General features: G+C 66.8%; 18 protein-coding genes. 12 read left to right on the forward strand and 6 right to left on the reverse strand.

Features of this window, described 5'->3' with window-relative positions:
• Positions 1-36: 36 nt before the first annotated feature.
• Positions 37-2058 (reverse strand): tetratricopeptide repeat-containing sulfotransferase family protein, encoded by a 2022-nt coding sequence (locus J5837_RS03555; protein ID WP_210535335.1) that lies wholly within the window; start codon positions 2056-2058, stop codon positions 37-39.
• A gap of 238 nt (positions 2059-2296) precedes the next feature.
• Between J5837_RS03555 and J5837_RS03560 the strand changes: the two genes are divergently transcribed.
• Both J5837_RS03560 and J5837_RS03565 read left to right on the forward strand, forming a co-directional pair.
• Positions 2297-3637, forward strand: a complete 1341-nt coding sequence (locus tag J5837_RS03560) for a Xaa-Pro dipeptidase (RefSeq protein WP_210535336.1) — start codon at positions 2297-2299, stop codon at positions 3635-3637.
• Positions 3638-3780: 143 nt separating this feature from the next.
• A complete protein-coding gene (locus J5837_RS03565; RefSeq protein WP_210535337.1) occupies positions 3781-4770 on the forward strand; it encodes a cyanophycinase in 990 nt (329 codons plus the stop codon).
• Positions 4771-4942: 172 nt separating this feature from the next.
• Here J5837_RS03565 and J5837_RS03570 read toward each other — a convergent pair whose 3' ends face one another.
• Positions 4943-5848, reverse strand: coding sequence for a LysR family transcriptional regulator (locus J5837_RS03570; protein ID WP_210535338.1), 906 nt, complete (start codon positions 5846-5848; stop codon positions 4943-4945).
• 164 nt (positions 5849-6012) lie between these two features.
• On the opposite strand from J5837_RS03570, the gene J5837_RS03575 reads away from it, so the two are divergent.
• On the forward strand, positions 6013-6498 hold the full coding sequence (locus tag J5837_RS03575; protein WP_342345516.1) for an ester cyclase: 486 nt from the start codon (positions 6013-6015) through the stop codon (positions 6496-6498).
• Between the two features lie 2 nt (positions 6499-6500).
• On the opposite strand, the gene J5837_RS03580 is transcribed toward J5837_RS03575, so the two are convergent.
• Positions 6501-8129 (reverse strand): ABC-F family ATP-binding cassette domain-containing protein, encoded by a 1629-nt coding sequence (locus J5837_RS03580; protein WP_210535339.1) that lies wholly within the window; start codon positions 8127-8129, stop codon positions 6501-6503.
• Positions 8130-8339: 210 nt separating this feature from the next.
• On the opposite strand from J5837_RS03580, the gene J5837_RS03585 reads away from it, so the two are divergent.
• Entirely contained in the window at positions 8340-9902 is a 1563-nt protein-coding gene (locus J5837_RS03585; protein WP_210535340.1) for an alpha/beta hydrolase-fold protein, read from the forward strand.
• Here the strand turns inward: J5837_RS03585 and glmS are convergent.
• The gene (gene glmS / locus J5837_RS03590) at positions 9889-11718 is read right to left on the reverse strand and encodes a glutamine--fructose-6-phosphate transaminase (isomerizing) (protein ID WP_210535341.1); all 1830 of its coding nucleotides are present in this window, start codon (positions 11716-11718) and stop codon (positions 9889-9891) included. The two genes, J5837_RS03585 and glmS, sit on opposite strands and share 14 nt — an antisense overlap.
• A gap of 195 nt (positions 11719-11913) precedes the next feature.
• Between glmS and J5837_RS03595 the strand changes: the two genes are divergently transcribed.
• The 8 genes from J5837_RS03595 (at position 11914) to J5837_RS03630 (ending at position 20689) form a co-directional block, all read left to right on the forward strand.
• Positions 11914-13185 carry an efflux RND transporter periplasmic adaptor subunit gene (locus tag J5837_RS03595; RefSeq protein ID WP_210535342.1) on the forward strand — a complete coding sequence of 424 codons (1272 nt, stop codon included), beginning with the start codon at positions 11914-11916 and terminating at the stop codon, positions 13183-13185.
• Between the two features lie 193 nt (positions 13186-13378).
• Positions 13379-14113, forward strand: a complete 735-nt coding sequence (locus tag J5837_RS03600; protein ID WP_210535343.1) for an ABC transporter ATP-binding protein — start codon at positions 13379-13381, stop codon at positions 14111-14113.
• A 10-nt stretch (positions 14114-14123) separates the two neighbouring features.
• Positions 14124-15425: an ABC transporter permease gene (locus J5837_RS03605; protein ID WP_210535344.1), complete on the forward strand. Its 1302-nt coding sequence runs from the start codon at positions 14124-14126 to the stop codon at positions 15423-15425.
• Positions 15426-15435: 10 nt separating this feature from the next.
• A complete protein-coding gene (locus J5837_RS03610; RefSeq protein ID WP_210535345.1) occupies positions 15436-16662 on the forward strand; it encodes an ABC transporter permease in 1227 nt (408 codons plus the stop codon).
• Between the two features lie 79 nt (positions 16663-16741).
• Positions 16742-17098, forward strand: coding sequence for a hypothetical protein (locus J5837_RS03615; RefSeq protein WP_210535346.1), 357 nt, complete (start codon positions 16742-16744; stop codon positions 17096-17098).
• A gap of 32 nt (positions 17099-17130) precedes the next feature.
• Positions 17131-17625 (forward strand): nuclear transport factor 2 family protein, encoded by a 495-nt coding sequence (locus J5837_RS03620; RefSeq protein ID WP_244755591.1) that lies wholly within the window; start codon positions 17131-17133, stop codon positions 17623-17625.
• A gap of 15 nt (positions 17626-17640) precedes the next feature.
• Positions 17641-18981 (forward strand): sigma-54-dependent transcriptional regulator, encoded by a 1341-nt coding sequence (locus tag J5837_RS03625; protein ID WP_210535347.1) that lies wholly within the window; start codon positions 17641-17643, stop codon positions 18979-18981.
• Between the two features lie 334 nt (positions 18982-19315).
• Positions 19316-20689 (forward strand): sensor histidine kinase, encoded by a 1374-nt coding sequence (locus J5837_RS03630; RefSeq protein ID WP_244755594.1) that lies wholly within the window; start codon positions 19316-19318, stop codon positions 20687-20689.
• A gap of 1 nt (position 20690) precedes the next feature.
• Here the strand turns inward: J5837_RS03630 and J5837_RS03635 are convergent, their stop codons facing one another.
• Together J5837_RS03635 and J5837_RS03640 are read right to left on the reverse strand one after the other, a co-directional pair.
• Positions 20691-22763 (reverse strand): hypothetical protein, encoded by a 2073-nt coding sequence (locus tag J5837_RS03635; RefSeq protein WP_210535348.1) that lies wholly within the window; start codon positions 22761-22763, stop codon positions 20691-20693.
• Positions 22763-25384 carry a TonB-dependent receptor gene (locus J5837_RS03640; RefSeq protein ID WP_210535349.1) on the reverse strand — a complete coding sequence of 874 codons (2622 nt, stop codon included), beginning with the start codon at positions 25382-25384 and terminating at the stop codon, positions 22763-22765. The genes J5837_RS03635 and J5837_RS03640 overlap by 1 nt, the downstream gene beginning before the upstream one ends.
• Positions 25385-25396 lie beyond the last annotated feature (12 nt).

Consider the following 25396-nt stretch of genomic DNA (forward strand, 5'->3'; position numbering starts at 1 on the left):
GAGGGAAGGCGCGGCAGCGATGGGCAATGCAACGGACTACGGAAACGCGGGTACGGCGGGATAGGCGTCGAGCACGGGGCCCAGCGCGGATTTCAGTGGCGACAGCCAGGGTTCGTAATGGCGCCAGTGGTCGACGCCCTCGCGGTAGATCGGCTGGCGCACCTGTTCGGAACTGGCGGTGCGCACCGGGCGCGCGTTCTCGAAGAAGCGCAGGCATGCGTCCTCGAACGGCAGGCCGCAGTAGTCGAGCAGCCGGCGCACTTCGGCTTCGGTGTCCACGACCATGGTTTCGTAGATCACCCGATGCATCCGACCGGGCAGGACCTCGTCGAAATGCGCCATCAGTTCGACGTAATCGCGGTAGTAGCGGCCGAGGTCGTCGAGGCTGTAGCTGAAGCCCTGGCCGCGGGCGAAATGCTGCTTGAAGCCGGAGAAGCCGCAGGCCAGCGGATGCCGGCGCGCATCGATGATCTTCGCCTTCGGCAGGATCAGCTGGATCAGGCCGATGTGCATGAAGTTGTTCGGCATCTTGTCGATGAACAACGGCGTGCCGGCCTTGCGCTGCACGCGCGTGTTGGCGAGGTATTGCTCGCCCAGCGCGCGCAGTTCCGCGCGGTCGAGCCGCTCGACGACATCGTGGTACGGCATGTCGCTGTCGCCGCCGCCACGCAGGCGCAGGTCGCGGCTGATCGAGGTGATCTCCGGCAGCTCCATCGTGCCTTCGACCTGCGAGTGGCTGGAAAGGATCTGCTCGAGCAGGGTCGAGCCGGCGCGCGGCAGGCCGACGATGAAGATCGGATCCGGCGCATCGCTGCCGGCGCCTTCGCGGGCGGCGAAGAATTCGCGGGTGTAGGTGCGTTTGATCCGCTGCACCCGCGCATGGGTGTTGTCGGCCGAGTAACGCAGCTGCGCACGGCGCACGGCGTTGCCGCGCGCGTAATGGGCGAACGAATCCGCGTATTCGCCGGCGTCTTCCAGCGCCTTGCCGACGGCGAACTCCAGTTGCAGCCGATCGTCGTCGGACAGTTCCGTGCGCTGCAACTGCGCGCGCATCGCCGCCAGGTCGGCGGCGGCGAAGCGGAAGGTCTTCAGGTTGGCCAGGCTCCACCAGGCTTCGCCAAAACCCGGCTCCAGCTCGACGCAGCGGCGATACGCGGCGATGGCCTGGTCCTGGTAGCCGGCGGTTTTCAGCGCGTGGCCGTAGCTCAGCCATGCGCGGGACTGCTGCGGATACTGTTCGAGCAGTTCGCGGTAGATCGCGATGGCGGGTTCGTAGTCGCCGATCCGGCACAGCACCACGGCCTTGAGGTTGCGCGCGGCCGCGTTGCCCGGTTGCTGCTTCAACAGGCGCTCGGCTTCGGCCAGCGCGCGTTCGGGCTGGTTGCTCCGGTACAGCACCAGCGCGTAGTTCTGCCGCGCGGCGTGGAAATTCGGTGCCAGTTCCAGGCAGCGAGCGAGCAGGTGCTCCGCGTCCTCGTAGCGACCCAGCCGCGCGGCCAGTTCGGCCAGCATGCGGATCGCGGCGACGTCGGTGGGCGCGCGCTTGAGGTGTTCGCGCAGGCGCTGTTCGGCCTCGGGAATGCGGTCTTCGACCAGGGCCGATGCGGCCGCCAGCAAATCGGGATCGCGGGTGGAATGGCGCACGTGCTGCGCGTAGGCCGCATCGGCACCCTCGTCATCGCCCGCGGCCCCGAGGTGGTCCGCCAGCACCAGCCACGCCTGCGGCAGGTCGGGCTTCAACGCGACCGCGCGGCGCAAGGCGCCCAGCGCCTCGTCGCCCCGCCCCGCATGGCCCAGCGCAATGCCCAATTCCAGTTGCACCGGCGCCACGTGCGGCTGCGAACGGGCCAGCGGCTCCAGGATTTCCAGCGCCTGCCGGGTGTCGCCCTGTCGCGCCCGCGCCATCCCGAGCAGCAGCACCGCCTGCGGATGGTCGCCGACGACCTTGATGATTTCGTGGGCCTGCTCGGCGGCGAGCGCGGGATCGCTGGCGAGCAGTCGCGAGGCGTGGGCCAGTGCGGTCTGCAGGTCCGCGGATGGCGCCGCCGCCGTGGTCATGCCGGGAGGTCCCCCGACACGGACGCTCCGTTCGCGACGGAGATTGCGCCCCTGTGCATGACCGACTCGAACCGCATGCAGCGTTGCCTCGGCGACGGAAGATGTCCAGCAACTATAACCAATTCCTAACGATTGAAAGGGGCGCCTCCCCGAGGTTTCGAACAGAAGAATTCCCGATTACGCCCGCGTTCCGGCGAACGGGGCCATGGCATGATCGAGGCCCGTCCGGAAGCCCGCCATGCGCGCAAACACGCCTCCCCGCAGACCCTCCCGCCGGCCCACATCCGGCACGCGCCTGACGACCCTCGCCCTGCTGGCCTGCCTGCCCGCCGCCCAGGCCCTGGCCGGACAACTCCTGGTCCGGGCTGGCCACCTGGTCGATGTCGAAACCGGCCGCGTGCTCGTCGCTCCGCAGATCCTGATCGAGGATGGACGCGTCCTGCAGGTCTGCCGCGATGCCTGTCCGGCATCCGCGGAAACGCCGCGGGTGGACTGGTCCGCGTTCACCGTCGTTCCCGGCCTGATGGACATGCATACGCACCTGGCCGACGAAGGCCAGAGCGCGGATCCGGGTGCGCCGCTGAAGAGCACCCCGGCACGAGATGCTTTCATCGGCGCGAAACACGCCGCCGACACCCTGCGCGCCGGCTTCACCACGGTGCGCGACGTCGGCGCCTACCGCAGCTTCGCCGACGTGGCGCTGCGCGATGCGATCGAAGCCGGTTTCGTGCCCGGCCCGCGCATGTTCGTCGCCGGCGCATACATCACCGTGCCCGGCGGCGGCGGCGAAATCACCGGCCTGCCCGCCGGCGTGACCGTGCCCGAGGAATTCCGCCGCGGCGTGTCGCGGGGCGAGGCCGACGTGCGCAAGCACGTCGATGCGGTGATCGACCATGGCGCCGACTGGATCAAGGTGATCGCGACCGGCGCGGTGCTGGCCGCCGGCACCGAACCGGGTTCGCCGGAATACAGCGAGGCCGAGATCCGCGCCGCGGTCGAGGAGGCGAAGAAACGCGGCGTGTCCGTCGCCGCGCACGCGCACGGCGCCGAAGGCATCAAGCGCGCGGTACGCGCCGGCGTGCGTTCGATAGAACACGGTTCGCTGATCGACGACGAAGGCATCGCGCTGATGAAGCGACACGGCACGTGGCTGGTCGCCGACATCTACGACGGCGACTACATAGACACGGTCGGCCGCGCCGAGGGCTGGTCCGAGGAAGTCCTGCGCAAGAACCTGGAAACCACCGACGCGCAACGCGAAGGCTTCCGCAAGGCGGTGAAGGCCGGCGTGCACATCGCCTACGGCACCGATGCCGGCGTCTACCCGCATGGCGACAATGCACGCCAATTCGCCTACATGGTGAAGTACGGGATGACCCCGCTGCAGGCGTTGCGCTCCGCGACGATCGATGCCGCGACGCTGCTGGGCAAGGAAAAGGAACTCGGTTCCATCTCGCCCGGCAAGTTCGCCGATCTGGTCGCCGTGGCCTGCGATCCGCTGGCCGACATCGAATGCCTGCGCCAGGTGCGCGGGGTGATCAAGAACGGGGTCGAGGTGCCGTTGCCGTCGTCCCGATAGCGCCCTGCGCGAGGTTCCGGGGGAAGGCGTAAGTGAGATTTCCGGCAAGGGCCACTCGCAGGGTCTGGGCTCCAGCCGTACCGCATGGGGGATCGGGGCAGCTGGATCGTCTGGGTTGTTGTCACCCAACGATGAGGTGTTCCATGCGCAGTCTGCTGGTGTTCCTGTTCGCTTCCGTGCTGGCCACGTCCGCCCTGGCCGGCAAGGCCCCGCCCTACACCTACGTCCGCATCGGCAGCGCAAACGATGTCGTGCGCGCCACCACGCCGGGCACGGTCCTGATGGGCGGCGGCACCGATGTCGACGCCGCCTTCCAATGGCTATGCAACCTGGGCGGCAATGGAGACTTCCTGATCATCCGCGCCACCGGCACCGATGCCTACAACCCGTACGTGCAGGGCTTGTGTCCGAGTGCGAATTCGGTCGCCACGCTGATCATTCCGGACGCGACGGCTGCGAACCATGCGGACGTGGCGGCGATCATCGCCAAGGCGGAGGTGGTGTGGATCGCCGGCGGCGACCAGTCCAACTACATCAACTACTGGAAAGGCACGCCGGTGCAGTCCACGCTCAATGCGCGCATCGCGCAAGGCGTGCCGGTGGGGGGCACCAGTGCCGGCCTCAACGTGCTGACTCAGTTCGTCTACAGCGCGAACGCCAGCCAGGGGGCGACCAGCAGCCAGGCGCTGGCCGATCCGTTCAACCGCTACCTGACCTTCGACCGCGACTTCGCCGCGGTGTCAACGTTGCAGGGCATCATCGGTGATCCGCATTTCGCTGCGCGCGACCGCATGGGCCGCGACCTCGCCTTCCTGTGCCGCGTGGCGGCCAACGGCTGGAGCACGGCACCGCGCGGCATCGCCGTCGACGAAGCGACCGCGCTGCTGGTGGCCAACGGCGGTTACGCGAGCGTGGTCGGCACGGGCAAGGTGTACTTCCTGCAGGCGCCGGGCTTGCCGCAGGTTTGCGCCGCCAAGCAACCGTTGACCTATCGCAACGTAGGCGTCGCGCGCATCGCCGCGGGCGACGGTTTCGATCTCGTGAATTGGACACCGGCGGGCGGAACGACCTACACGGTCACGGCCGAGGCGGGTGTGCTGAGTTCCACCCAGCCCGGCGGATCCGCTTACTGAAACCGGACAGCTCGCGAAGGAGCAATGATCGTGGCCACGGAGGGCTCCGGTATTGCAACGATAATTGAAGCATGGGGTCGGTAGTCGTGACTCTCGCAGCGCGCTGCCGGCCCCACCTTCCGCTCCCACCAACCCATGTTCCGTGCGATGCCCAAGCGGCTTGCCGTCCCTTTCATGATATGGCGATCAGCTCCCGCAACTGCGCCGCGAGAAAATCGCGCAGGTGCTGAACGCTGGTAGTCAGCGAAGCGCGATGGGCGAAAACCATTTGCAACGGCGCCCGCTGCCCCCAAGTGGATGGAAAGACTTCCACCAGTCGTCCCGCGTTCAAGTCGCGGATTACATCCACCCGGGATTTGTAGATCAGACCGGCCCCGGCAAGCGCCCAACGCCGAACCACATCGGCATCGTCACTGATGCGATCGCCGCCCACGCGTACGCTGCAGGCGCCACTCGGCAACTCGAAGCTCCATCGATCGTGGACATGATCGTCCATGACGTAGCACAGACAATTGTGCTTGCCGAGATCCGCAGGCACGCCCGGAGCGCCCATCCGAGCCAGATAGGCCGGAGCCGCGCATACCACCCGACGATTGTCGGGTGCCAGTGCCAGCGACACCAGGCTGGAATCCTCGAGAACCCCGTAGCGGATAGCGACATCGACTGGTTGCCGGAACAAATCGGCCATTCGATCGCTGATTCGCAGTTGCAGCGTCAACCGCGGATGCCGTGCCTGAAATGCATCGAGCCAGGGCAACAGCACGTTGCGTCCCAGATCGGACGGTGCGGAGATCTTCAGGACACCAGCGATCTCCTCGCGGCCCTCGCTCAACACCTGTTCTCCGCTGGCAAGTGCCGACAACGCGGCGCGCGCATGCGGCAGGTAGCGCTCGCCGTCTTCCGACAAGCGCATGCGCCGGGTCGATCGCACGAAAAGACGGACACCCAAAGCGCGCTCCAACCGCTGCAGCGCTGCACTGGCCTGAGCCGGAGCGATGTCCAGTTCGCGCGCGGCAGCCGAAAAGCTCCCGGTTTCAGCCGCACGCACGAATATCTGCAGGTCGTCCAGCCGCACCATTTTCGTTATTTCGCGGAAAGTAATTCCAGCATAAGCCTATTTATTCGAAAAATGGAGGAAATAGCATGCTCGAGAGGCGGCGATCTGACGCCGCACCACCCCGGAGATCCCTCATGTCGCTCCATCCTCGCTTCGCCCCCTTCGCCGCATGCATCGCCTTGGCAGTGCCCTCGATCTCGCATGCGACCGAATTGCTGTCGCCCCAAACACTCATCGTCGACACGCAACTTCCTGCAGCGCAGCAGGAGGCACAGATACTGGCTGCGCGTCGCTACGGCACGTTCTGGTCTACGGGCGACGAAACACTCGCGCTGCAGGCGTTGGCTTCCGATTTTGTCGACCGCACCCTGCCGCCTGGACGTGCACAAGGCCGACCGGGACCATTGGCCGCATCCAGAACATTCCGCGCCGCGGTCCCGGACCTGAACTGTCGCATCGCGCAGATGGTGGTGGCGGGCGATCGGGTGGTCGTGCACCTGCATTTCAATGGCCACTTCACCGGCAGGTTCAACGGACAACCGGGAACCGGCCAAGTCATCGATTTCATCGCCACCGACATCTATCGCATCGCCGACGGCCGCATCGCGGAGAATTGGCACATCGAAGACAATCTCACCTTGCTGCAGCAGATGGGGGTCGTTGCGCTGTGAATTCACGCCCGTCCACGACGCAGGATTTCGCCAGCAGTCAGTTCGAGCCTGCGGGTGGGCACAAGGGCTTGGAGGAACGCCTCGTCGTGGCTGACGACGACCATCGCGCCCGCGTATGCCGCCAGCGCATGCTCGAGTTGCCTGACCGCATCCAGATCCAGGTGATTGGTCGGCTCGTCCAGCAAAAGTAGCTGGGGAGCCGGACGGGCGTGAAGCAAGCAGGCGAGGACCACGCGCACGCGTTCGCCTCCCGATAGCGAGCCGAGGGGCAGGTGCATGCGATCGCCTCGCAACTGCAACCTGGCAACCAGTTGGCTCCGTTCTGACCGTGGCATGTCGGGAATGGACCTGGCGAGGTTATCCAACGCGGACAGCGATGGATCCGGTCCCTCCAGGCGTTGCGACAGATAAGCCGCCCGGCTGCAATCTTTCTCGATCACGCCTTCGTCGGGTCGCAGCGCCCCTGCGATGATCTTCAGCAGCGTGGTCTTGCCTACGCCGTTGGACCCCGTCAGGGCGATGCGTTCGGGACCGCGAATCGCCAACGAAAGGCCATGTTCGCCAAACAAGCGCCGGCGACCCCGGTGGACCCGGATCCCGTTGCCCGAGAACAACAACTGATCGGAAGCTACGCGTGTGGCGGGAAGGCTGAAATCCACGGGATCGATGTCGTGGAATGAACGCGCGGCTTCGCGCAGGCGTGCGGCGGCATCCTCCAGCCTCGCGCCGTGGACGTTCCTGGCCTTGCCTGCGGATGCCTGCGCGGTACGCATGCGGTTGCCCGCCACGATCCGGGGCAACCCCGACTTCGCGAGATTCTTCGCCGCATTGCCCATGCGACGCTCCGCACGCTCATGCGCCTGCTGCCGTTCGCGTCGTTCGCGCTCTACTTCGCCTTGCAGCCGGCGCAGACGTTGTTCGGTCGCCTGGCGTTCGATCTCGACGGCACGTTGGTAGGCCTCGAATCCGCCGCCAAATACTCCGATCCCGGACGATCGCAGCTCCACGATCCGGTCCATGCCATCCAGCAGTTCGCGATCGTGACTGGCCACCACCACGCAACCCGGCCACGTGGCCAGCACTTCGCCCAATCGCTGTCGTCGTGCCCTGTCCAGATGGTTGGTGGGTTCGTCCAGCAACAGGATGTCCGGCCGTTGGAGCAGCTTCGCCGCCAGGGCGAGCGATGTGGCTTCACCCCCGCTCAAACTGGCCAGGCGGCGGTGCAGCGGCACATCGGCCAAGCCGACCTGCTCGAGCGTTATCGCGACCCGCTCGCGCAGGTCCCACTCGCCATCGAGCAGCTCGAAATCGGCAGGCTCGCCGCGACCTTCGGCGACGGCGTCGAGTGCTGCCAACCGCGATTCGATGCCCAGTACGCTGGCCACCGGCGACCGCATGTCCAGTGCGATTCCTTGCGGGAGATAGGCGAGCGCGCCGCGCACTTCAAGCAGGCCGGAAGTCGGCCTCAGTTCTCCGGCGATCAATCGCAGCAGCGTGCTTTTGCCCGCGCCGTTGGGTGCCATCAGGCCAATCCGCGAGGGCCCGAAAGCGAAGGTCAGGTCGGCCAGCACCGGCGTGCCGTCTGGCCACGAAAAAAAGAGATCGGAAGCGCGGATATGCGCATCGGACATGAGGCAGTCTCCATCGAGGGACGCACCGTGCGGCAAAGCGCCGCGTGGCGGTTACGACCGGCATCACACCGCTCTGCGGCAGGTCACGGTCGGGCGTTCGAGGAAATAGCCGTTATCACATGTCCGGGAATGTCTCCTTGTGGATGCCGCATTCTAACCTGACGGGATGAATCGGGACTGCCTGGCGCTGGCACCTCGGCAGGCGTATCGATGGTCGACACGAACACCTCATCCATCCAGCTCGATATCAACAGACATCGCGCGCCCCACATCACTCGGCGGTCACGCTCTTCGCCAGGTTCCTCGGTCCAGGTCGGTACCGCGCGCCAGTGCGGCACTCCGCACGCCCGGCATGCCGGGAAAAGACCGCAACCCTGGCGGTCGTTCCGGCATCCAACCGGTCTACACGCAACCCACGGGGACTTCGCGATGAATGCAGGACCGGTTTGCCGCCGCTCGATTCCGGCGGTCCGACGTTTCGTCAGGCACCTGCGTCATCTCTCGACAATCGCCGGCTTCATCGCCGCTGGCCTGGTCCCTGCAGCGACCGCAGCCGAGCCGCCGGCCGATCCGCTGATCATCGCCGAAACGCGGGTCGTCCATTCCGCCATCCTGGGCCAGGACCGGAGGATTTCCGTCTATCTGCCGCGCATGGGCACGGGTTCGAACGAGAACGGTCCCTTTCCCGTGCTTTACCTGCTGGATGGCGAACGCCAGTTGCCGCTGGTCGCGGGGCAGATCGACTATCTATCGAAGATCAACCTGTCGATGCCGCAGATGATCGTGGTGGGCATCGATACCAACGGCTACGACCGGCTCCACGATCTCACGCCCACCCATTCCGATCGCGCCGATCCCGACAGTCCGATCGTCACCGGTCCGTCTTCCCCGACCCGAACTTCGGGTGGCGGCGAAATCTTCCTGAGGTTCCTCGGCGAAGAGCTGGTCCCTTACGTGGATCGCCACTACCGGACCGCACCCTTCAAGGTATTGGCGGGCCATTCGCTAGGCGGCCTGCTGACCGTGCACGCCCTGCTCCGGCAGCCGCGGATGTTCGACGCGTATGTCGCGATCAGCCCTTCGCTGTGGTGGGACGACGAATCGCTGATCCTCGGCGCCGGCCCGTATCTGGGATCGGGCCGGCTGGCGGGCAAGCGACTGTTCCTGAGCATTTCCGGCGAAGGCGGGAAGTTCCACGACGGGCTGGCGCGCTTCGATGGCTTGTTGAAAGCGCATGCGTCTTCCGGCCTGGCATTCCGCTACCGGGAATACCCGGACGAAACCCATGCCAGCGGCCCGGTGGCGGCCTATTACGATGCCTGGAAGTTTCTTTTCCCGGCTTGGCTGTCCCCGACGACGGACGACACGCCGCAAAAAACCGACGCGTTCTATGCGGAGCAATCGCGTCGTTATGGCTATCGCATCGTCCCGCCCGAAGGCATCGTCAACGGCCGCGGTTATGCCGCCCTGCGCAGCGGCCGCGCCGCCGATGCGCTCGGCTTCTTCCGAATGAACATCGCGAATTACCCCGGCTCCGCGAACGCTTTCGACAGCCTGGGGGATGCCTATGTCCAGAGCGGCGCGGCTTCCCGGGCCATGGCCTGCTACAGGCGTGCCCTGGCGCTGGCGCCCTCCAGCGAGGATACGCGCCGGAAACTGGTCCGGCTCAAGGACAGCGGCGGGACAGCGGATGCTTCCGGCTGCGACCCGGAGGGCAGTGGCACCCACGGCACTCCAGCCGCCCATGTTCCATCCCGCGCTATTCGACGGTAACGGACTTGGCCAGATTCCTCGGCTTGTCCACGTCGGTGCCGCGCGCCAAGGCGGTGTGGTAGGCCAGCATCTGCACCGGGATGGTGTGCACGATCGGGCTGAGCACGCCGGTGTGGCGCGGGGTGCGGATCACGTGCACGCCTTCGGATTCGCTGAAGTTGCTGTCCTGGTCGGCGAACACGAACAGCTCGCCGCCGCGCGCCCGCACTTCCTGCATGTTCGACTTGACCTTCTCCAGCAACGCGTCGTTCGGGGCGATCACCACCACCGGCATCGCCGCATCGACTAGGGCGAGCGGGCCGTGCTTGAGTTCGCCGGCCGGATAGGCCTCGGCGTGGATGTAGGAGATTTCCTTGAGCTTCAACGCGCCTTCCAGCGCGATCGGGTAATGCACGCCGCGGCCGAGGAACAGGGCGTTCTGCTTCGGCGCGAAACGTTCCGCCCAGGCCACGATCTGCGGCTCCAGGTTCAGCGCGTGCTGCACGCTGCCGGGCAGGTGGCGCAGCGCTTCCAGGTAAGTCGCTTCCTCTTCCGCATCGACCATGCCGCGGATCTTGCCCAGCACCACCGCCAGCTGGAACAGCGCGGCCAGCTGGGTGGTGAACGCCTTGGTCGAGGCCACGCCGATCTCGGCGCCGGCGCGGGTGTAGCAGACCAGTTCGCTGGCGCGCGGGATCGCGCTTTCGGGCACGTTGCAGATCGACAGCGTGTGCGCGTGGCCCAGCAGCTTGGCGTACTTCAGCGCCTCCATCGTGTCGAGGGTTTCGCCCGACTGCGAAATGGTGACGACCAGGTGCTTCGGATTGGCGTAGGCGGCGCGGTAGCGGTATTCGCTGGCGATCTCCACGTTGCACGGCAAGCCGGAAATCGCTTCGATCCAGTAACGCGCCGTCATGCCGGCGTAGTAACTGGTGCCGCAGGCGAGGATCTGCACGCCTTCGATGTCCTCGAACACGCTGCCGGCCTTGTCGCCGAACAGCGCCGGCGAAAAGCCGTTTTCGACCGCCGCTTCGATGGTATCGGCGATGGCGCGCGGCTGCTCGTGGATTTCCTTCTGCATGAAGTGGCGGTACGGGCCCAGTTCCAGCGAGGCCAGCGACACGTCGGAGACGTGCACTTCGCGTTGCGCCGGCTGGTCGTCCGCGCCGAACACCCGCACCGATTCGCGGGTGACTTCGGCGGTGTCGCCTTCTTCGAGGAAGATCACCTTGCGCGTGGCCTGCACGATGGCCGAGACGTCCGAGGCGATGAAGTTCTCGCCTTCGCCGATGCCGACCAGCAGCGGGCAGCCCATGCGGGCACAGACCATGCGCTCGGGCTCGGCGCGGCTGATCACCGCCAGCGCGTAGGCGCCGGTCAGTTCCTTGACCACGTGCTGCAGCGCGGCCAGCAGGTCGTCGCCGCCCTGCTTGAGGTGGTAGTGCATCAGGTGGGCGATGACTTCGGTGTCGGTCTGCGACTCGAACACGTAGCCCAGCGCGCGCAAGCGCTCACGCTGTTCTTCGTGGTTCTCGATGATGCCGTTGTGGACCAGGGCGACGCCGTGGCTGATGTGCGGGTGCGCGTTGGCTTCGGTGACGCCGCCATGGGTCGCCCAGCGGGTATGGCCGATGCCGAGGCTGGCGTCGAAACCCTCGGCCGCGGCCGCGTCGGCCATCTCCGAAACCCGGCCGGTGCGGCGCACGCGGCGCACGTCGCGGTCGTTGATGACGGCGATGCCGGCGGAGTCGTAACCGCGGTATTCCAGCCGCTTCAGGCCTTCGATCAGGACCGGCACCACATCGCGATCGGCGATCGCACCCACGATTCCACACATGTTCCGAAAACTCCCTGGTCTGGCCGGCGATTGTAGCGTCGAGGCGGACATGGACCGGTCACGCGGTGTCCGCCGACTGTCCGGGCGGACACGCGGACACTGCGAAAGCGGCGCTTACCCCTTTTCCATCAAAGACTTGCGATTGGCACGAACGATGCTGACAAGTCCCTGTCCATCCATAAACGCCGCGCATCGATGATTCGGGACACTTCCGCCCAGGACCAGGTACTCCGCCCCGCCGCCACCGCCACGCGCCGCCTGCCGCGCTGGGCGCCCTATGCCGCCGGAGGCGCGGTGCTGCTGGCCGCGATCGTCTGGGTGGCCGGGAGCTGGCTGTCGGGCGCCCGTTCCTTCGACGCCGACCGCGTGCGCATCGCCGAGGTCAAGCGCGGCGACCTGGTCCGCGACATCAGTGCCGACGGCCGGGTCATCGCCGCCAACAGTCCGACCCTGTACGCGATCTCCGCCGGCACGGTGGCGCTGAAGGTCGTCGCCGGCGACGTGGTGAAGAAGGGCCAGGAGCTGGCGGTGATCGACAGCCCCGAGCTGCGCAGCAAGCTGGTCCAGGAGGAATCCACCCTGGCCAGCCTCGAAGCCGAGGCCAGCCGCGCGGTGCTCGATGCGCAGGTCGCGCGGCTCAACGCACGCAAGTCGCTGGACCAGGCCGAGATCGACCACACCGCCGCGCAACGCGACCTGGAGCGCTACCAGCGTGCCTATGCCGGCGGCGCGGTGTCGCACAACGACCTGACCCGCGCGCAGGACGAACTGCGCAAGGCCGAGATCGGCCTGGCCACCGCGCGCAAGGATTTCATCCTGCAGGGCGAAGGCGCGGGGCTGGACGCACGCAACAAGCAGTTGCTGGCCGAACGCCAGCGCGCGGTGGTCGCCGAGCAGCGCCGCCAGGTCGATGCGCTGACCTTGCGCGCGCCGTTCGACGGCCAGGTCGGCCAGGTGCAGGTCGCGCAGGGCACCAGCGTGGTCGCCAACGGTCCGGTGCTGGGCGTGGTCGACCTGAGCAAGTTCGAAGTCGAGATCAAGGTGCCGGAAAGCTTCGCCCGCGACCTCGCGATCGGCATGCCGGCGCAGCTGACCAGCAACAACACGGCCTACCCCGGCGAGATTTCCGCGGTATCGCCGGAAGTGGTCAATGGCGAAGTCAACGCACGCATCCGCTTCAGCAAAGAGCAGCCGCCCGGCCTGCGCCAGAGCCAGCGCCTGTCCGCGCGGATCCTGCTGGACACGCGCCGCAACGTGCTGAAGGTGGAGCGCGGCCCGTTCGTCGAACAGGACGGTGGGCACCACGCCTACGTGATGGACGGCTCCACCGCGGTACGCCGTCCGATCCGGCTGGGCGCCAGCAGCCTGAGCGAAGTGGAAGTGCTCGACGGCCTGCAACCGGGCGACCGCGTCGTGATCGGCGGCAGCGACCAGTTCGGCGACGCCGAAAAGGTGAAGGTCAACTGATGCGCCGCCCATTCGCCCACGCCACCGTTCCGGCCCGGCGCCGAACGGTCGATCAAGCCGGGATCCGTTTGACATTGCCTGCCCCTCTCTCCGCACGCGATGGCAAAAACGCTCCGGATCCCGGCCTTCCCCTGTCCCACGACCGCTAACCGAACCCTTCTCGCATCACGACCGACAACCCGAGGAACCCGCCATGCTGGAAATGCACCAAGTCACCAAGGTCTACCGCACCGAACTGGTCGAAACCCACGCCCTGCGCTCGCTCGACCTGCACGTGCGCGACGGCGAGTTCGTCGCGGTCACCGGGCCGTCCGGCTCGGGCAAGACCACCTTCCTCAACATCGCCGGCCTGCTGGAGACCTTCACCGGCGGCACCTACAGGCTGGACGGCGAAGACGTCAGCGGACTGTCGGACAACGCGCGCAGCCGGCTGCGCAACCAGAAGATCGGCTTCATTTTCCAGAGCTTCAACCTGATCCCGGACCTCAACCTGTTCGACAACGCCGACGTACCGCTGCGCTACCGCGGCATGCCGGCGGCCGAGCGCAAGCGGCGCATCGAGGATGCGCTGGCCAAGGTCGGCCTGGGCTCGCGCATGAAGCACTATCCGGCCGAGCTGTCCGGCGGCCAGCAGCAGCGCGCCGCGATCGCCCGCGCCCTGGCCGGCGGCCCGAAGCTGCTGCTGGCCGACGAACCGACCGGCAACCTCGACTCGCAGATGGCCCGCGGCGTGATGGAACTGCTTGAGGAAATCAACCAGCAGGGCACCACCATCGTGATGGTCACCCACGACCCGGAACTGGCCGCTCGCGCGCAGCGCAACGTGCACATCGTCGACGGCATGGCCACCGACCTGTCGGTGGAGCCGGCGCTGATCCGCGCCGCCCACGCCGCGCAGCTCGACCCCGCCACCTCGACCACCGCCTGAGGAACCAGCCATGCTTGGCTACTACTTCAACCTGGCCCTGCGCAGCTTCAAGCGCAACAAGGCGCTGACCGCGCTGATGGTGCTGGCCATCGCCCTGGGCATCGGCGCATCGATGACCACGCTGACCGTGTTCCACGTGCTGTCCGGCGACCCGATCCCGGGCAAGAGCGACCGCCTGTTCTACGTGCAGCTGGATCCGGCGAGCATGCAGGGCTACCAGCCCGGCGACGAACCGGAAACCCAGTTGACCCGCTTCGACGCCGAGGCGCTGTTGCGCGACAAGCGCGGCCTGCGCCAGACCATGGCCAGCGGCGGCAACGTGGTCGTCGATCCGCAGCGCGAAGGGCAGACGCCGTACCTAGTCGATGCGCGCTACGCCAGCGCCGACTTCTTCCCGATGTTCGAAGTACCCCTGCTGTTCGGCCGCAGCTGGACCAAGGCCGAGGACGACGCGCATGCGCGGGTGGCGGTGATCGACCGCGAAACCAACGAAAAGGTGTTCGGCGGCGGCGACAGCACCGGCAAGACCCTGCGCATCGCGCCGTACGATTTCCAGGTGATCGGCGTGATCGACACCTGGCGCCCGGTGCCGAAGTTCTACGACCTGTACACCGGCCGCTACGGTTCGCCGGAGGGTGTGTTCCTGCCCATCGCCACCGCACTCGACCTGAAGTTCGGCACCCAGGGCAACACCAACTGCTGGGGCGACTCCCAGGGCGACAGCCATTCGCTCAACGCGCCCTGCGCCTGGGTGCAGTACTGGGTGGAGCTGCAGTCGGCTTCGCAGGCCGGCGACTACCGCAACTACCTGACCAATTACTCGGACCAGCAACGCAAGGCGGGTCGCTTCGAACGGCCGACCAACGTGCGCCTGCGCAACGTGATGGAGCTGCTGGAGTTCAACAAGTTCGTACCGGGCGACGTGCGCCTGCAGCTGTGGCTGGCGATCGGCTTCCTGCTGGTCTGCCTGATCAACACCATCGGCCTGCTGCTGGCCAAATTCCTGCGCCGCAGCGGTGAGATCGGCGTGCGCCGCGCGCTGGGCGCGTCGCGCGCGGAGATCTTCAAGCAATGCCTGGTCGAAGCCGGCACGGTGGGATTGGCCGGTGGCGTGCTGGGCCTGGGCCTGGCCCTGTTCGGCCTGTGGGCGGTGCGGCAACAGCCGGCCAGCTACGCCGAGCTGGCGCACCTCGATGGCTCGATGCTGCTGCTGACCTTCGTCCTGGCCCTGGTTGCCAGCCTGCTGGCCGGGCTGCTGCCGGCATGGCGCGCGATGCAGATCACGCCCGCCGTGCAACTGAAGACGCAATAAGGAGAACGCCATGGAAATCCGTCCCATCCTCTCCACCCTGCGCCGGCACAAGACCGCCGCCGCATTGATCGTGCTGGAGATCGCGCTGACCTGCGCGATCATCTGCAACGCGCTGTTCCTGATCGTCGAACGCCTGGACCAGATGAACATCTCCAGCGGCATCGCCGAGAACGAACTGGTGCGCATCCAGGCGGCGAGCCTGCGCCAGCTTGGCGACGACGATGCGATCAACAAGTCCGTCACCAACGAGTACCTCGACATCCTGCGCCACGTGCCGGGCGTCACCCAGGTCGCCGGCTCCAGCCAGATCCCGTTCGGCAACGGCAGCAACAACAGCGGGGTACGCCTGGCTCAGGAGCAGCAGAACAACACCCTCAACGCGACCGTGTATATGGATGGGGGGACCCTGCTGGAAACCTTCGGCCTGCGCCTGGTCTCCGGCCGCGATTTCAACGCCGACGAATACCAGGAAATGTCGGTGGTGGAAAAATCCGGCGACGACGGCCAGATCAACGGCGCGATCATCAACCGAACGATGGCAGAGAAGCTGTTTCCCGGCCAGAACGCGGTCGGCAAGGCGTTCTACAGCTGGGGCAACAAGCCGATTCGGGTGATCGGCGTGGTCGAGGAACTGATCCGCCCGAACAACTTGGGCCTGGGCCAGTATTCGATGATCTTCCCGATCCGCCAGTACAACGCCGGCATGGACTACGTGTTGCGCACCGAGCCTTCGCGCCGCGCGGAAGTGCTGAAGTCGGCCGTCGACGCGCTGAAGCGCGCCGATCCCAACGTGCTGGTGGTGAACCAGAACACATTCAGCGAACTGCGGCGGAAGTTCTTCGAGCAGGACCGGGCGATGGCATGGATGCTGGTGGCGGTGATCGCCGCCCTGCTGATCGTCACCGCGCTGGGCATCGTCGGCCTGGCCAGCTTCTGGGTGCAGCAGCGCACCCGGCAGATCGGCGTGCGCCGCGCGCTGGGCGCGACCAAGGCGCAGATCCTGCGCTACTTCCAGGTCGAGAACTTCCTGCTGGCCGCGGTGGGCATCGTCCTGGGCATGTTGCTGGCCTTCGGCATCAACCAGGTCCTGATGAGCAAGTACGAACTGCCGCGCCTGCCGTTCTGGTACCTGCCGATCGGCGCGCTGGTGCTGTGGGCGCTGGGACAGGTCGCGGTGTTCGGCCCGGCGCGCAAGGCCGCGGCGGTGCCACCGGCCATCGCCACGCGCAGCGCGTGAGGTCGTGCCCGGCAGCGGTCGATGCGAAGGTTCATCGGCCGCTGCCTATAGTCGCCGCATCGACTGCCGGAGACCGAACATGACCCTGCGCCTGCCCGCCCTGTTGCTTGCCCTCGCCTTCATTCCCGCCGTCGGCCATGCCCAGGCCGCGGCACCGACGCCCGCCGGCGTCGCGATATCGCAAGCCACGCTGGACGAACTGGCCGGCACCTATCGCACGCCACAAGGCATCCCGCTAAGAGTGTGGCGCGAAGGCACCACGCTGAAGGTCCAGGCGGAAGGCCAGGCCGCGTGGGCGCTGGTGGCCGAATCGGAAAGTTCGTTCGCCGTGCCCGGCCTCGACGCCAGGATCAGCTTCGGCTTCGACGCCAGTGGCAAACCGGGTTACCTGGTCCTGCGCCAGGACGGACGCGACACCAAGGCCATCCGCGACTGACGCGGCGCCTCACCACCTCGGGGGAGATTGCATTGGACAAGTTGCTTGCGGTGCTTTGCCTGGCATGCGCCGCACCGGCGTTCGCTGCACAGGCCGATGTCCCGAAGGGCGCATCGCTCGAGGCGACCATCACCGCGCTGGATGGCGCCGTGTTCGACGCCTTCAACCATTGCAGCGATCCGGCGCAGTTGCGCAGGCATGCGGAATTCTTCGCGCCCGACGTCGAGTTCTACCACGACACCGGCGGCGTCACCTGGACGCGCGAAGCGATGATCGCCAACACCGCGAAGTACGCCTGCGGCCACTACACCCGCGAGCGGGTCAGCCTGCAGGTGTCGCCGATCAAGGACTTCGGCGCCATCGCCCAGGGTGTGCACCGCTTCTGCCAGGTCGACAGCGGCCGTTGCGACGGCGAAGCCGACTTCGCCATGGTCTGGCGCCTGCGCGAGGGCCAGTGGCAGATCACCCGCGTATTGAGTTACGGCCACCGGCCCAGCGCCGATACCGTTCGACACGACCCGAAATAGCCTTACGATTGCCCCATGCCGACCGTCCTGATCATCGACGACAACCCCGCCGTCGCCACCGCGCTGGACGTGCTGTTCTCATTGCACGACATCGCCACGCTGCATGCCGAATCGCCGCAGGCCGGCCTGGCGATGCTGCGCGAAGAAGCCATCGACCTGGTCATCCAGGACATGAACTTCACCGCCGATACCACCTCGGGCGCCGAGGGCGAGGCCTTGTTCGCCGCGATCCGCGAGAACCATCCCGACCTGCCGGTGATCCTGCTGACCGCGTGGACGCAACTGAGCAGCGCGGTCGGGCTGGTCAAGGCCGGTGCCGCCGATTACCTGGCCAAGCCCTGGGACGACGGCAAGCTGCTGGCCACGGTCAACAACCTGCTGGAACTGGCCGAGGCGCGGCGCGAACTGGATCGCCGCCGCGCGCGCGAGAAGCAGCGCCGCGAACAACTGCAGGCGAAATACGACCTGCGCGAAGTGGTCTTCGCCGATCCGGCCAGCGAACGCGTCATCGCCCTGGCCTGCCAGGTCGCGCGTTCCGACCTGCCGGTGCTGATCACCGGGCCCAACGGCAGCGGCAAGGAGAAGCTTGCCGAAATCGTGCAGGCCAATTCGGCGGTGAAGAACGGCCCGTTCGTCACCCTGAACTGCGGCGCACTGCCTTCCGAACTGATCGAAGCCGAACTGTTCGGCGCCGACGCAGGCGCCTACACCGGCGCGAACAAGGCGCGCGAAGGCAAGTTCGAGGCCGCCGACGGCGGCACCCTGTTCCTCGACGAAATCGGCAACCTGCCGCTGGCCGGGCAGATGAAGCTGTTGCGGGTGCTGGAAACCGGCAAGTTCGAGCGCCTGGGTTCCAACCGCGAACGCCACGTCGACGTGCGCGTGATCAGCGCGACCAATGCGGACCTGCCGGCGATGATCCGCGAAGGCAGCTTCCGCGAAGACCTGTACTACCGGCTCAACGCGATCGAGCTGGCGCTGCCGCCGCTGGCCGAGCGTCCCGGCGACATCCTGCCGCTGGCCGAACGCTTCCGCCCCGACGACAAGCCGTTGGGCGAATCTGCGCGCAATGCGCTGTTGCGCCATCCGTGGCCGGGCAACGTGCGCGAGCTGCGCAACGTGGTGCAGCGCGCCGGCCTGCTGGCCCAGGGCGATCGCATCGAAGCGGCCGACCTCAACCTGCCGAAGCCGCCGGCGCAGAAATCCAGCGCCTCGGCCGAGGAACCGGATCGTGCCGGCATCGAAGCCGCGCTGGCCCGTGCCGGCGGCGTGATCGCGCAGGCCGCGGCCGAGCTCGGCCTCAGCCGCCAGGCCTTGTACCGGCGCATGGAGCGCCATGGCATTCGGCCGACATGAAGGCGCCTATTCAACCCGCGATGACGGAGCCTTTGCGTTTGCTCGTCATTCCCGCGCAGGCGGGAATCGCTCTGTGCTTCTGCTCTTCCAACCGTAATGGCGAGAATGGCAGAGCCAAAATCAAGAGCGATTCCCGCCTGCGCGGGAATGACGAGCGAAAAGCGAGCACGCGCCGCTTGCTCCCTCTCTTCTACGCGGGAAGGGAAAACGCGTACGCAGTGCGTGGGGGAGAGAGATCGACCTTTGCTTCCGCTGAGCCGGAAGCACGCTCGTTACGCTCGCATCCCCGCATCCGGCGCTGCGCGCCACCTTCTCCCACAAAGGGTGAAGGATCTTGATCCGCCGCTCGCTCGCAGGCCGTCTGCTGTTCTGGCTGTTGCCGCTGTTCGTCGTGGCGGTCGCCCTGCCGCTGCTGCTGTCGCAATGGCTCGACGACGCCTGGCTGATCGCCCTGCTGTCGGCGATGGTGGTGTTGCCGCTGGCATCGTGGGCCATCCACCGCGCCCTGCAACCGCTCGCCGCGCTGTTCCGCGCGTTGGCCGGCAGCGTCAACACGCTGCGCGACGGCGAATACAACTCCGGCATCCACTGGCGCGGCAACGACGAACTGGCCGAACTGGTCCGCGCCCACGCCGATCTCGGCGAAGTACTGCGCGACCAGCGCCAGAGTCTGGTGCAGCGCGAGCTGCTGCTCGACACGATGGTGCAGAACACCCCGGTGGCCATGCTGCTGGTCGCCGCCGGCGGCGACCGCGAGCGCCGCGTGGTATTCGCCAACCTCGCTGCGCGCAAGCTGCTGCATGGCGGCTGGAAGCTGGAAGGACAACGCTTCGACGAACTGGTCGCGCGCGCGCCGGTGGAGATGCGCGAGGCGATGGCGCGCAGCGGCGACAGCCTGTTCGTGATCGGTGGCGAAGACATTGAGCAGAAGCCTGCCCCCGCGGAGGCGGGGGGCGGCGCACAGGTCGAAGAGCAGGTCTACCACCTCGCCCGCCGCCAGTTCCGCCTCAACGGCAAGCCGCACGAATTGTTGCTGCTGCGCCTGCTGACCAGCGAGCTGCGCCGCCAGGAAGTGCAGACCTGGAAGAAGGTGATCCGGGTGATCAGCCACGAGTTGAACAACTCGCTGGCCCCGGTCGCGTCGCTGGCGCATTCGGGCGCCGAGCTGGTGCGGCGCGGCCGCTACGAACGCCTCGACGACGTGTTCGCCACCATCGAGGACCGGGCGCGCCACCTCGAGGGTTTCATTCGTGGCTATGCGCGCTTCGCCAAGCTGCCGCAACCGCAGTTGCAGACGGTCGACTGGGGCGGGTTCCTCGCCGGCCTGCAGCGGCAGATCGACTTCCGCCTCGAAGCCCCGGTCGAAGACCTCAGCGGCCGTATCGACGCCGCGCAGATCGAACAGGCCCTGTTGAACCTGCTGAAGAACGCGCACGAATCCGGCTCATCGCACGACGAGGTCGCGCTGCGCCTGACCCGCCTGCCCGACTGGTTGCGCATCGAAGTGCTCGACCGCGGCGGCGGCATGAACGATGCGGTGCTGCAGAACGCGCTGGTGCCGTTCTATTCGACCAAGCGCAACGGCACCGGCCTCGGCCTGGCCCTGACCCGCGAGATCGTCGAAGCGCACGGCGGCCGCCTGTCGCTGCACAACCGCGAGGGCGGCGGCTTGTGCGTGGCGATGCAGCTGCCCCTCTCGAACGAGTGAGTCAGCGCCTGGGCCGATAAGGATCCGGATTCGCCAGGTACACCGTGCTCCACAGTTGCGCGGCGTTGGATTCGTCGGCATCGCCATGGCCTTGGCCGAACGGCACCGGTCGGTAACGGCCATCGGCGTACGTCCAAGACCATAGTTCGGACGTGCGCATCGCGTCGGTGGCTTCGATGGCCTTCCACAAGCGCTTCTGCGCATCCTGCAACTCGCCACGGACCTCATCGGGGAGATCGCGACGTTGCAGCTGGCGTGCCAACCCCGCGGCCATCAATGCCTGCTGCCACGACCAGACCACGGTGCCGTGATAGGCATTGCGGCCGAAGTCCGCGACTACGCCGGCGTCGGCGAATGCCGGATTGGCCACCAGCATGCCGGCATCGGTCATCAGCCCGGCAGGGAACGGGCGCAGCGTGGCTTCGACCATGCCCTGCAAGGCTTTCGGTTCCGGATCGCGGAACAGCAGCGCGAAGCCGCCGTCGGAATGCAGCACCGGGATCGGCTTGCCCGCCTTGTCCAGCGACAGGGCATCGAAACGCAATGCCTCCTTGGGCAGGCTGGCCAATGCCGCCGCCGGATCCGCGCCCAGGCTCGTCGCGTAGCGCTGGATGTTCGCGCGCGCCGTCGCAGCCGGCAGTTCTACCCGGAAAAGCAATGGGGCGCGCTGCGACCAGATCGCGCCGACGGCGCCAGCGCTTGAAAGAAACCGACGTTGCGCGGCAGTCGCATGCTGCTGCAACAGCCCCGCTTGCTCGAAGCGCGCGATCGCCTCGAGCGCCGCCGGCATGAGCACGGCATTGACGTCGTAGGCATAACGGCCGCCTGCCAGTCCGCGTTCGCTGTCGCGCCACTGGCCGACGCTGAAACCCGGTTTCAGCGACACCAGGTTGCGCGCGACAGGCTCGCGGGCGAAGGCCTGCGCCGAGCGCAGCACGAAGCCGAAGTTGCGCGCCAGCGCGGCGCCCAGCGTTTCTCCCGTCGTCGTCTTGCGCGCGAGGAAGGTTGCGGCGCGCTCGCGACCTTCGGGCCGGTCGAGCAGCCAGGCCGCGGCGACCGGCGCCAGCATCAGGTCGTCGTCGATCATCTTGTAGTCGTAGATCGGCGCATCTTCGGACTGCGCCGCCGGGACATCGCCCTTGCGCCGGCGCAGGACGGCGAATTCGCCGATGTCTTCCTCGTGCGCGACCTCGCCCTGCGCATCCAGCCGCTCCAGCACCGAAGCCAGCCCGTCCTCGATGGGTTCGGCCCGCAAAGCCGGCATCAGCAGGCGCAACGACATCAGCGTGTCGCGGCCGAAATAGGTATCGAAGCGCCACGACCCGGCGAGGAACTTCTCGCGGTAACTGAGGAACCCGAGCGCTTCGCGGCTGCGCGGATCGCTGCCTGCCGCTTCGCCGAACAGCGCCGCAGCGGGCAACGGCGTGAGCGGACGCTCGCCTGTCAGCGCGGTGATGCGCAGGCGCAACGGCTCGCCGTCGCGGTCGGCGGCGAGCGCGACCGCGGTGCCTGCGCCCGCGCTCGCGTGGCCATTGAGCAATTCGACCGCGATTTCGTAGCCGGGGGCGCCATCCAGTCGCGGCCGCGACCAGGAGACGCGCCGCGCCCCGACCTGCGCGCGCGTCGCGACCGACGGTGGATAGGCGACGCCGAGCTGGAAGTCGCGCAGCACGCGCACGCTGCCCAGCACCGCATCGCGCACCACCAGCCGCGATGCGCTGGCGCTGGCTTCGGCGACGATGCCGTGCAAGGGCCGACCGGAGGCATCGGCCGCGTGCGTAGCGCCCAGCGTTCGCAGCTCCCAATGCACCGGGACCGGGCCGCGTTCGAACCACAAGCCGGTACCGCTGTTGCCGGCGGGAAATGCCACCAGCACCCGCGGCTGCGCACCGGCGTTGAGCAGCAGGTGCGCGGCGGACGGCCCCTCCCGGCAGAACGCGTTGGTCGTGTTGCCTTCGACGATGCGGAACTGCAGTTCCGCGCAACCCTCGTGCGCGCTCGCCGCTGGCGCCATGCACATCGCCAGCGCCAACGCGCACCAGCGCAACTCTGCGAACCCGCGCCTGTCCGGCATCACCAGATGTACTTCGCCTGCAGGTTGACCTCGCGGCCTTCCAGCGGACGCGCCAGCAGCACGTTCTCGCTGCCCGACACGGCCGTGCCGAAGATGCGCGAATTGCTTTCGGTCAGGCCCAGCTCGTTGGTCATGTTGGTGCCGCGCAGGTTGAATTGCCAATGGTCGCCGACGTTGGCGGTCACGCCGAAATCGAGCGTGTGGTACGAACCCAGCTGCTGCAAGCCCGACTGGTCCTGGGTGTGCGCACCGACGTGAGTGTAGGTCAGGTAGGGCGTGACGTCGCCCCAGCCGTACATGAACTGGTAGCTCGGAGTGAACATCCAGCGCAGTTTCGGCTGCCGCTGCAGTTGCTGGCCTTCGATCGGCTGGCACTTCTCCTCGCCGTTGATGTCGGTGTACGGGAAACAGGCGTCGAAATCGCTGTACTGGCCGTCCAGGTAGTTCGCCACCAGTTGCAGGCGCAGGCGCTCGACCGGTTCGACCCAGCCGATGAAGTTGACGCCCCACGAATCCGATCCGTAGGTCAGCGGACTGCCGACCGGCGTGCCGAGGCCGTCGGTCGGCTGGTACAGCAGGCCCTTGAACCGGCGCTTGTAGGCGCTGATGTCGGCATACAACAGTTTCGACTGGTACTTGAAGCCGACCTCGTAGTTGCGGATCTTCTGCATCGGCGGGAAGTTGTTGTTGGTGGTGCCGCGGATGCCGTTGTCGAAGTCGAGGAAGTGCCCGCCGGTGTTGGCGCGGGCATAGGCCGACATGTGGTCGGTGAAGGCGTAGTTGGCGCCGGCGGTCCAGGTCGGATGGGTCTTCTTGTACTCGATCTTCTGGTAGGTGCCGTCGCAAACCGGTACCGCGTTGTCGTAGAGCGTATTCGGATTGCCATCCAGGTCGATCACGCCCGTGACCGGGTTCCCATCCGCGTCCACGCGGCCATCGCTCATGAAATTGCAGACGTTGTTGGTCGAATCCTGCTGCTCGACGCGGCCGGAGAGGTCCAGCAACCACTTGCCGATCCGCCACGAATCCGACATGTACAGCGCGGTATTGGTCGCGGTGCCGTGCTGGGCGATATGGAAGCCGCCGAAATCGGCGAAACCCTGCGCGTCGGTGCGCTGTTTCACCTGCCCATCCGCGGGATCGACGTAGCTGACGGTGATCGGCGTGGCGTTGGGCGTGTTGCTCATCAGCATCTGGTTGCCCAGCGACCACTTGTCGTCCATGGTGTAGTGGTTGACGTACAAGCCGACGGTCAGGGTATTGCCTTCGAACAGTTCCTTGCTCAGGCGGAAATCGTTGCTGATGCTCTTCAGGTGCTTGTGGATCGACCACCAGCCCTGCTGGATCACGCTCTGGTCCAGCGGCACCGCGCCGCCGCCGACATAGGTCGCGGTAGCGGAGCCCGCCGGCAACTTGAAGCCGCCGGGGGTGTCGGGGTTGTACAGCATGTCCATCAGCGAAGCCGGGTTGTTGCCCGAGAACAACGCATTGGTGTCGGCATCGCCCGCATCGAACAGGAACTTGTCGCTGATCGACCAGCCGTTGCCGAGGTCGTAATCGAAGTTCGCGCCGACGAAGACGAAATCGGCGCCGCGTCCGTCGGCGAGGTCTGCGTTCTTGCCGCCGCCCGGATAAGTCGGCAAGAACACGTGCTGCATCGCCTTGCTGTAGTACGTGTCGGTCAGCGGATCGAAGCCGGGATAGGCATGGAAGCGGTCGCTGCCTTCCTGCACCACCGGGATCGGCGTGATGAACTGGTTCTTGTCGTTGAGGTAGCGCGCATACAGGGTCAGGTTGCCGCGGTCGCCGAACTCGCGCGACAGCGTGCCGGTGATTTGTCCGCCTTCATCGGCCTTGAATTGCGGATCGCGCACGCCGTCGGAACTGCGCCAGAAGCCGCCGAGGCTGCCGTACCAGCCGCTCTGCCCGACCGGAAAGCCGCTGAACGCATCCAGCCGCCACAGGCCCTCGTCGCCATAGGTCACGCCGACGCTGCCGTAGGGCGTGTCGCTGCCGGTCTTCAGGAAGAAGTTCGCGGTCGCGCCCATTTGTCCGCCGGCGAATACCGCCGACGGGCCGCCTTGCAGGATTTCGACGGTGGAGATGGTGTCGTCGAGCCGGAAGATCGTCGTGGTCTCGAAGAACGACAAGGTCGGCATGCCGTACAGCGGCGAGCCCATCAGCATCGTGGTGAAGTACGGCGCATCGCCGCCGCCCGGGAAGCCGGCGATCTCGATGTTGGCGCCGGTCTGCCCGCCGCTGGATTCGGGCCACATGCCAGGCGAGATCTTCAGCAGGTCGGCGGTGCTTTTCGGGTTGGATTGCTTGATCTGCTCTTCGGTGGCGGTGACGATGTTGTAGCTGGCCTCGAGCTTCTTCACGCCGCCGGTCACGCTGCCGGTCACGACCAGGGTGTCGAGCGTGGTGGTGGACGATTGCGCCGGAGACACCTGGGCCGTTGCCGGCTGCGCCGCCTGTTGCGCGGGCGGTTGCGTTTGCGTCGACTGCGGTGGCGGCGACGCCTGTTGCTGCACCTGCTGTTCCTGCGCCTGGGCGAGGGCGGGCAGCAGCGAAACGATGGCGATCGTCAACACTCGACGGGTGAGATGGCAACGGCTCATGGGGCTTCCTCC

The organism is Pseudoxanthomonas helianthi (genome assembly GCF_017939625.1).
Classification (GTDB): Bacteria; Pseudomonadota; Gammaproteobacteria; order Xanthomonadales; family Xanthomonadaceae; genus Pseudoxanthomonas_A; species Pseudoxanthomonas_A helianthi.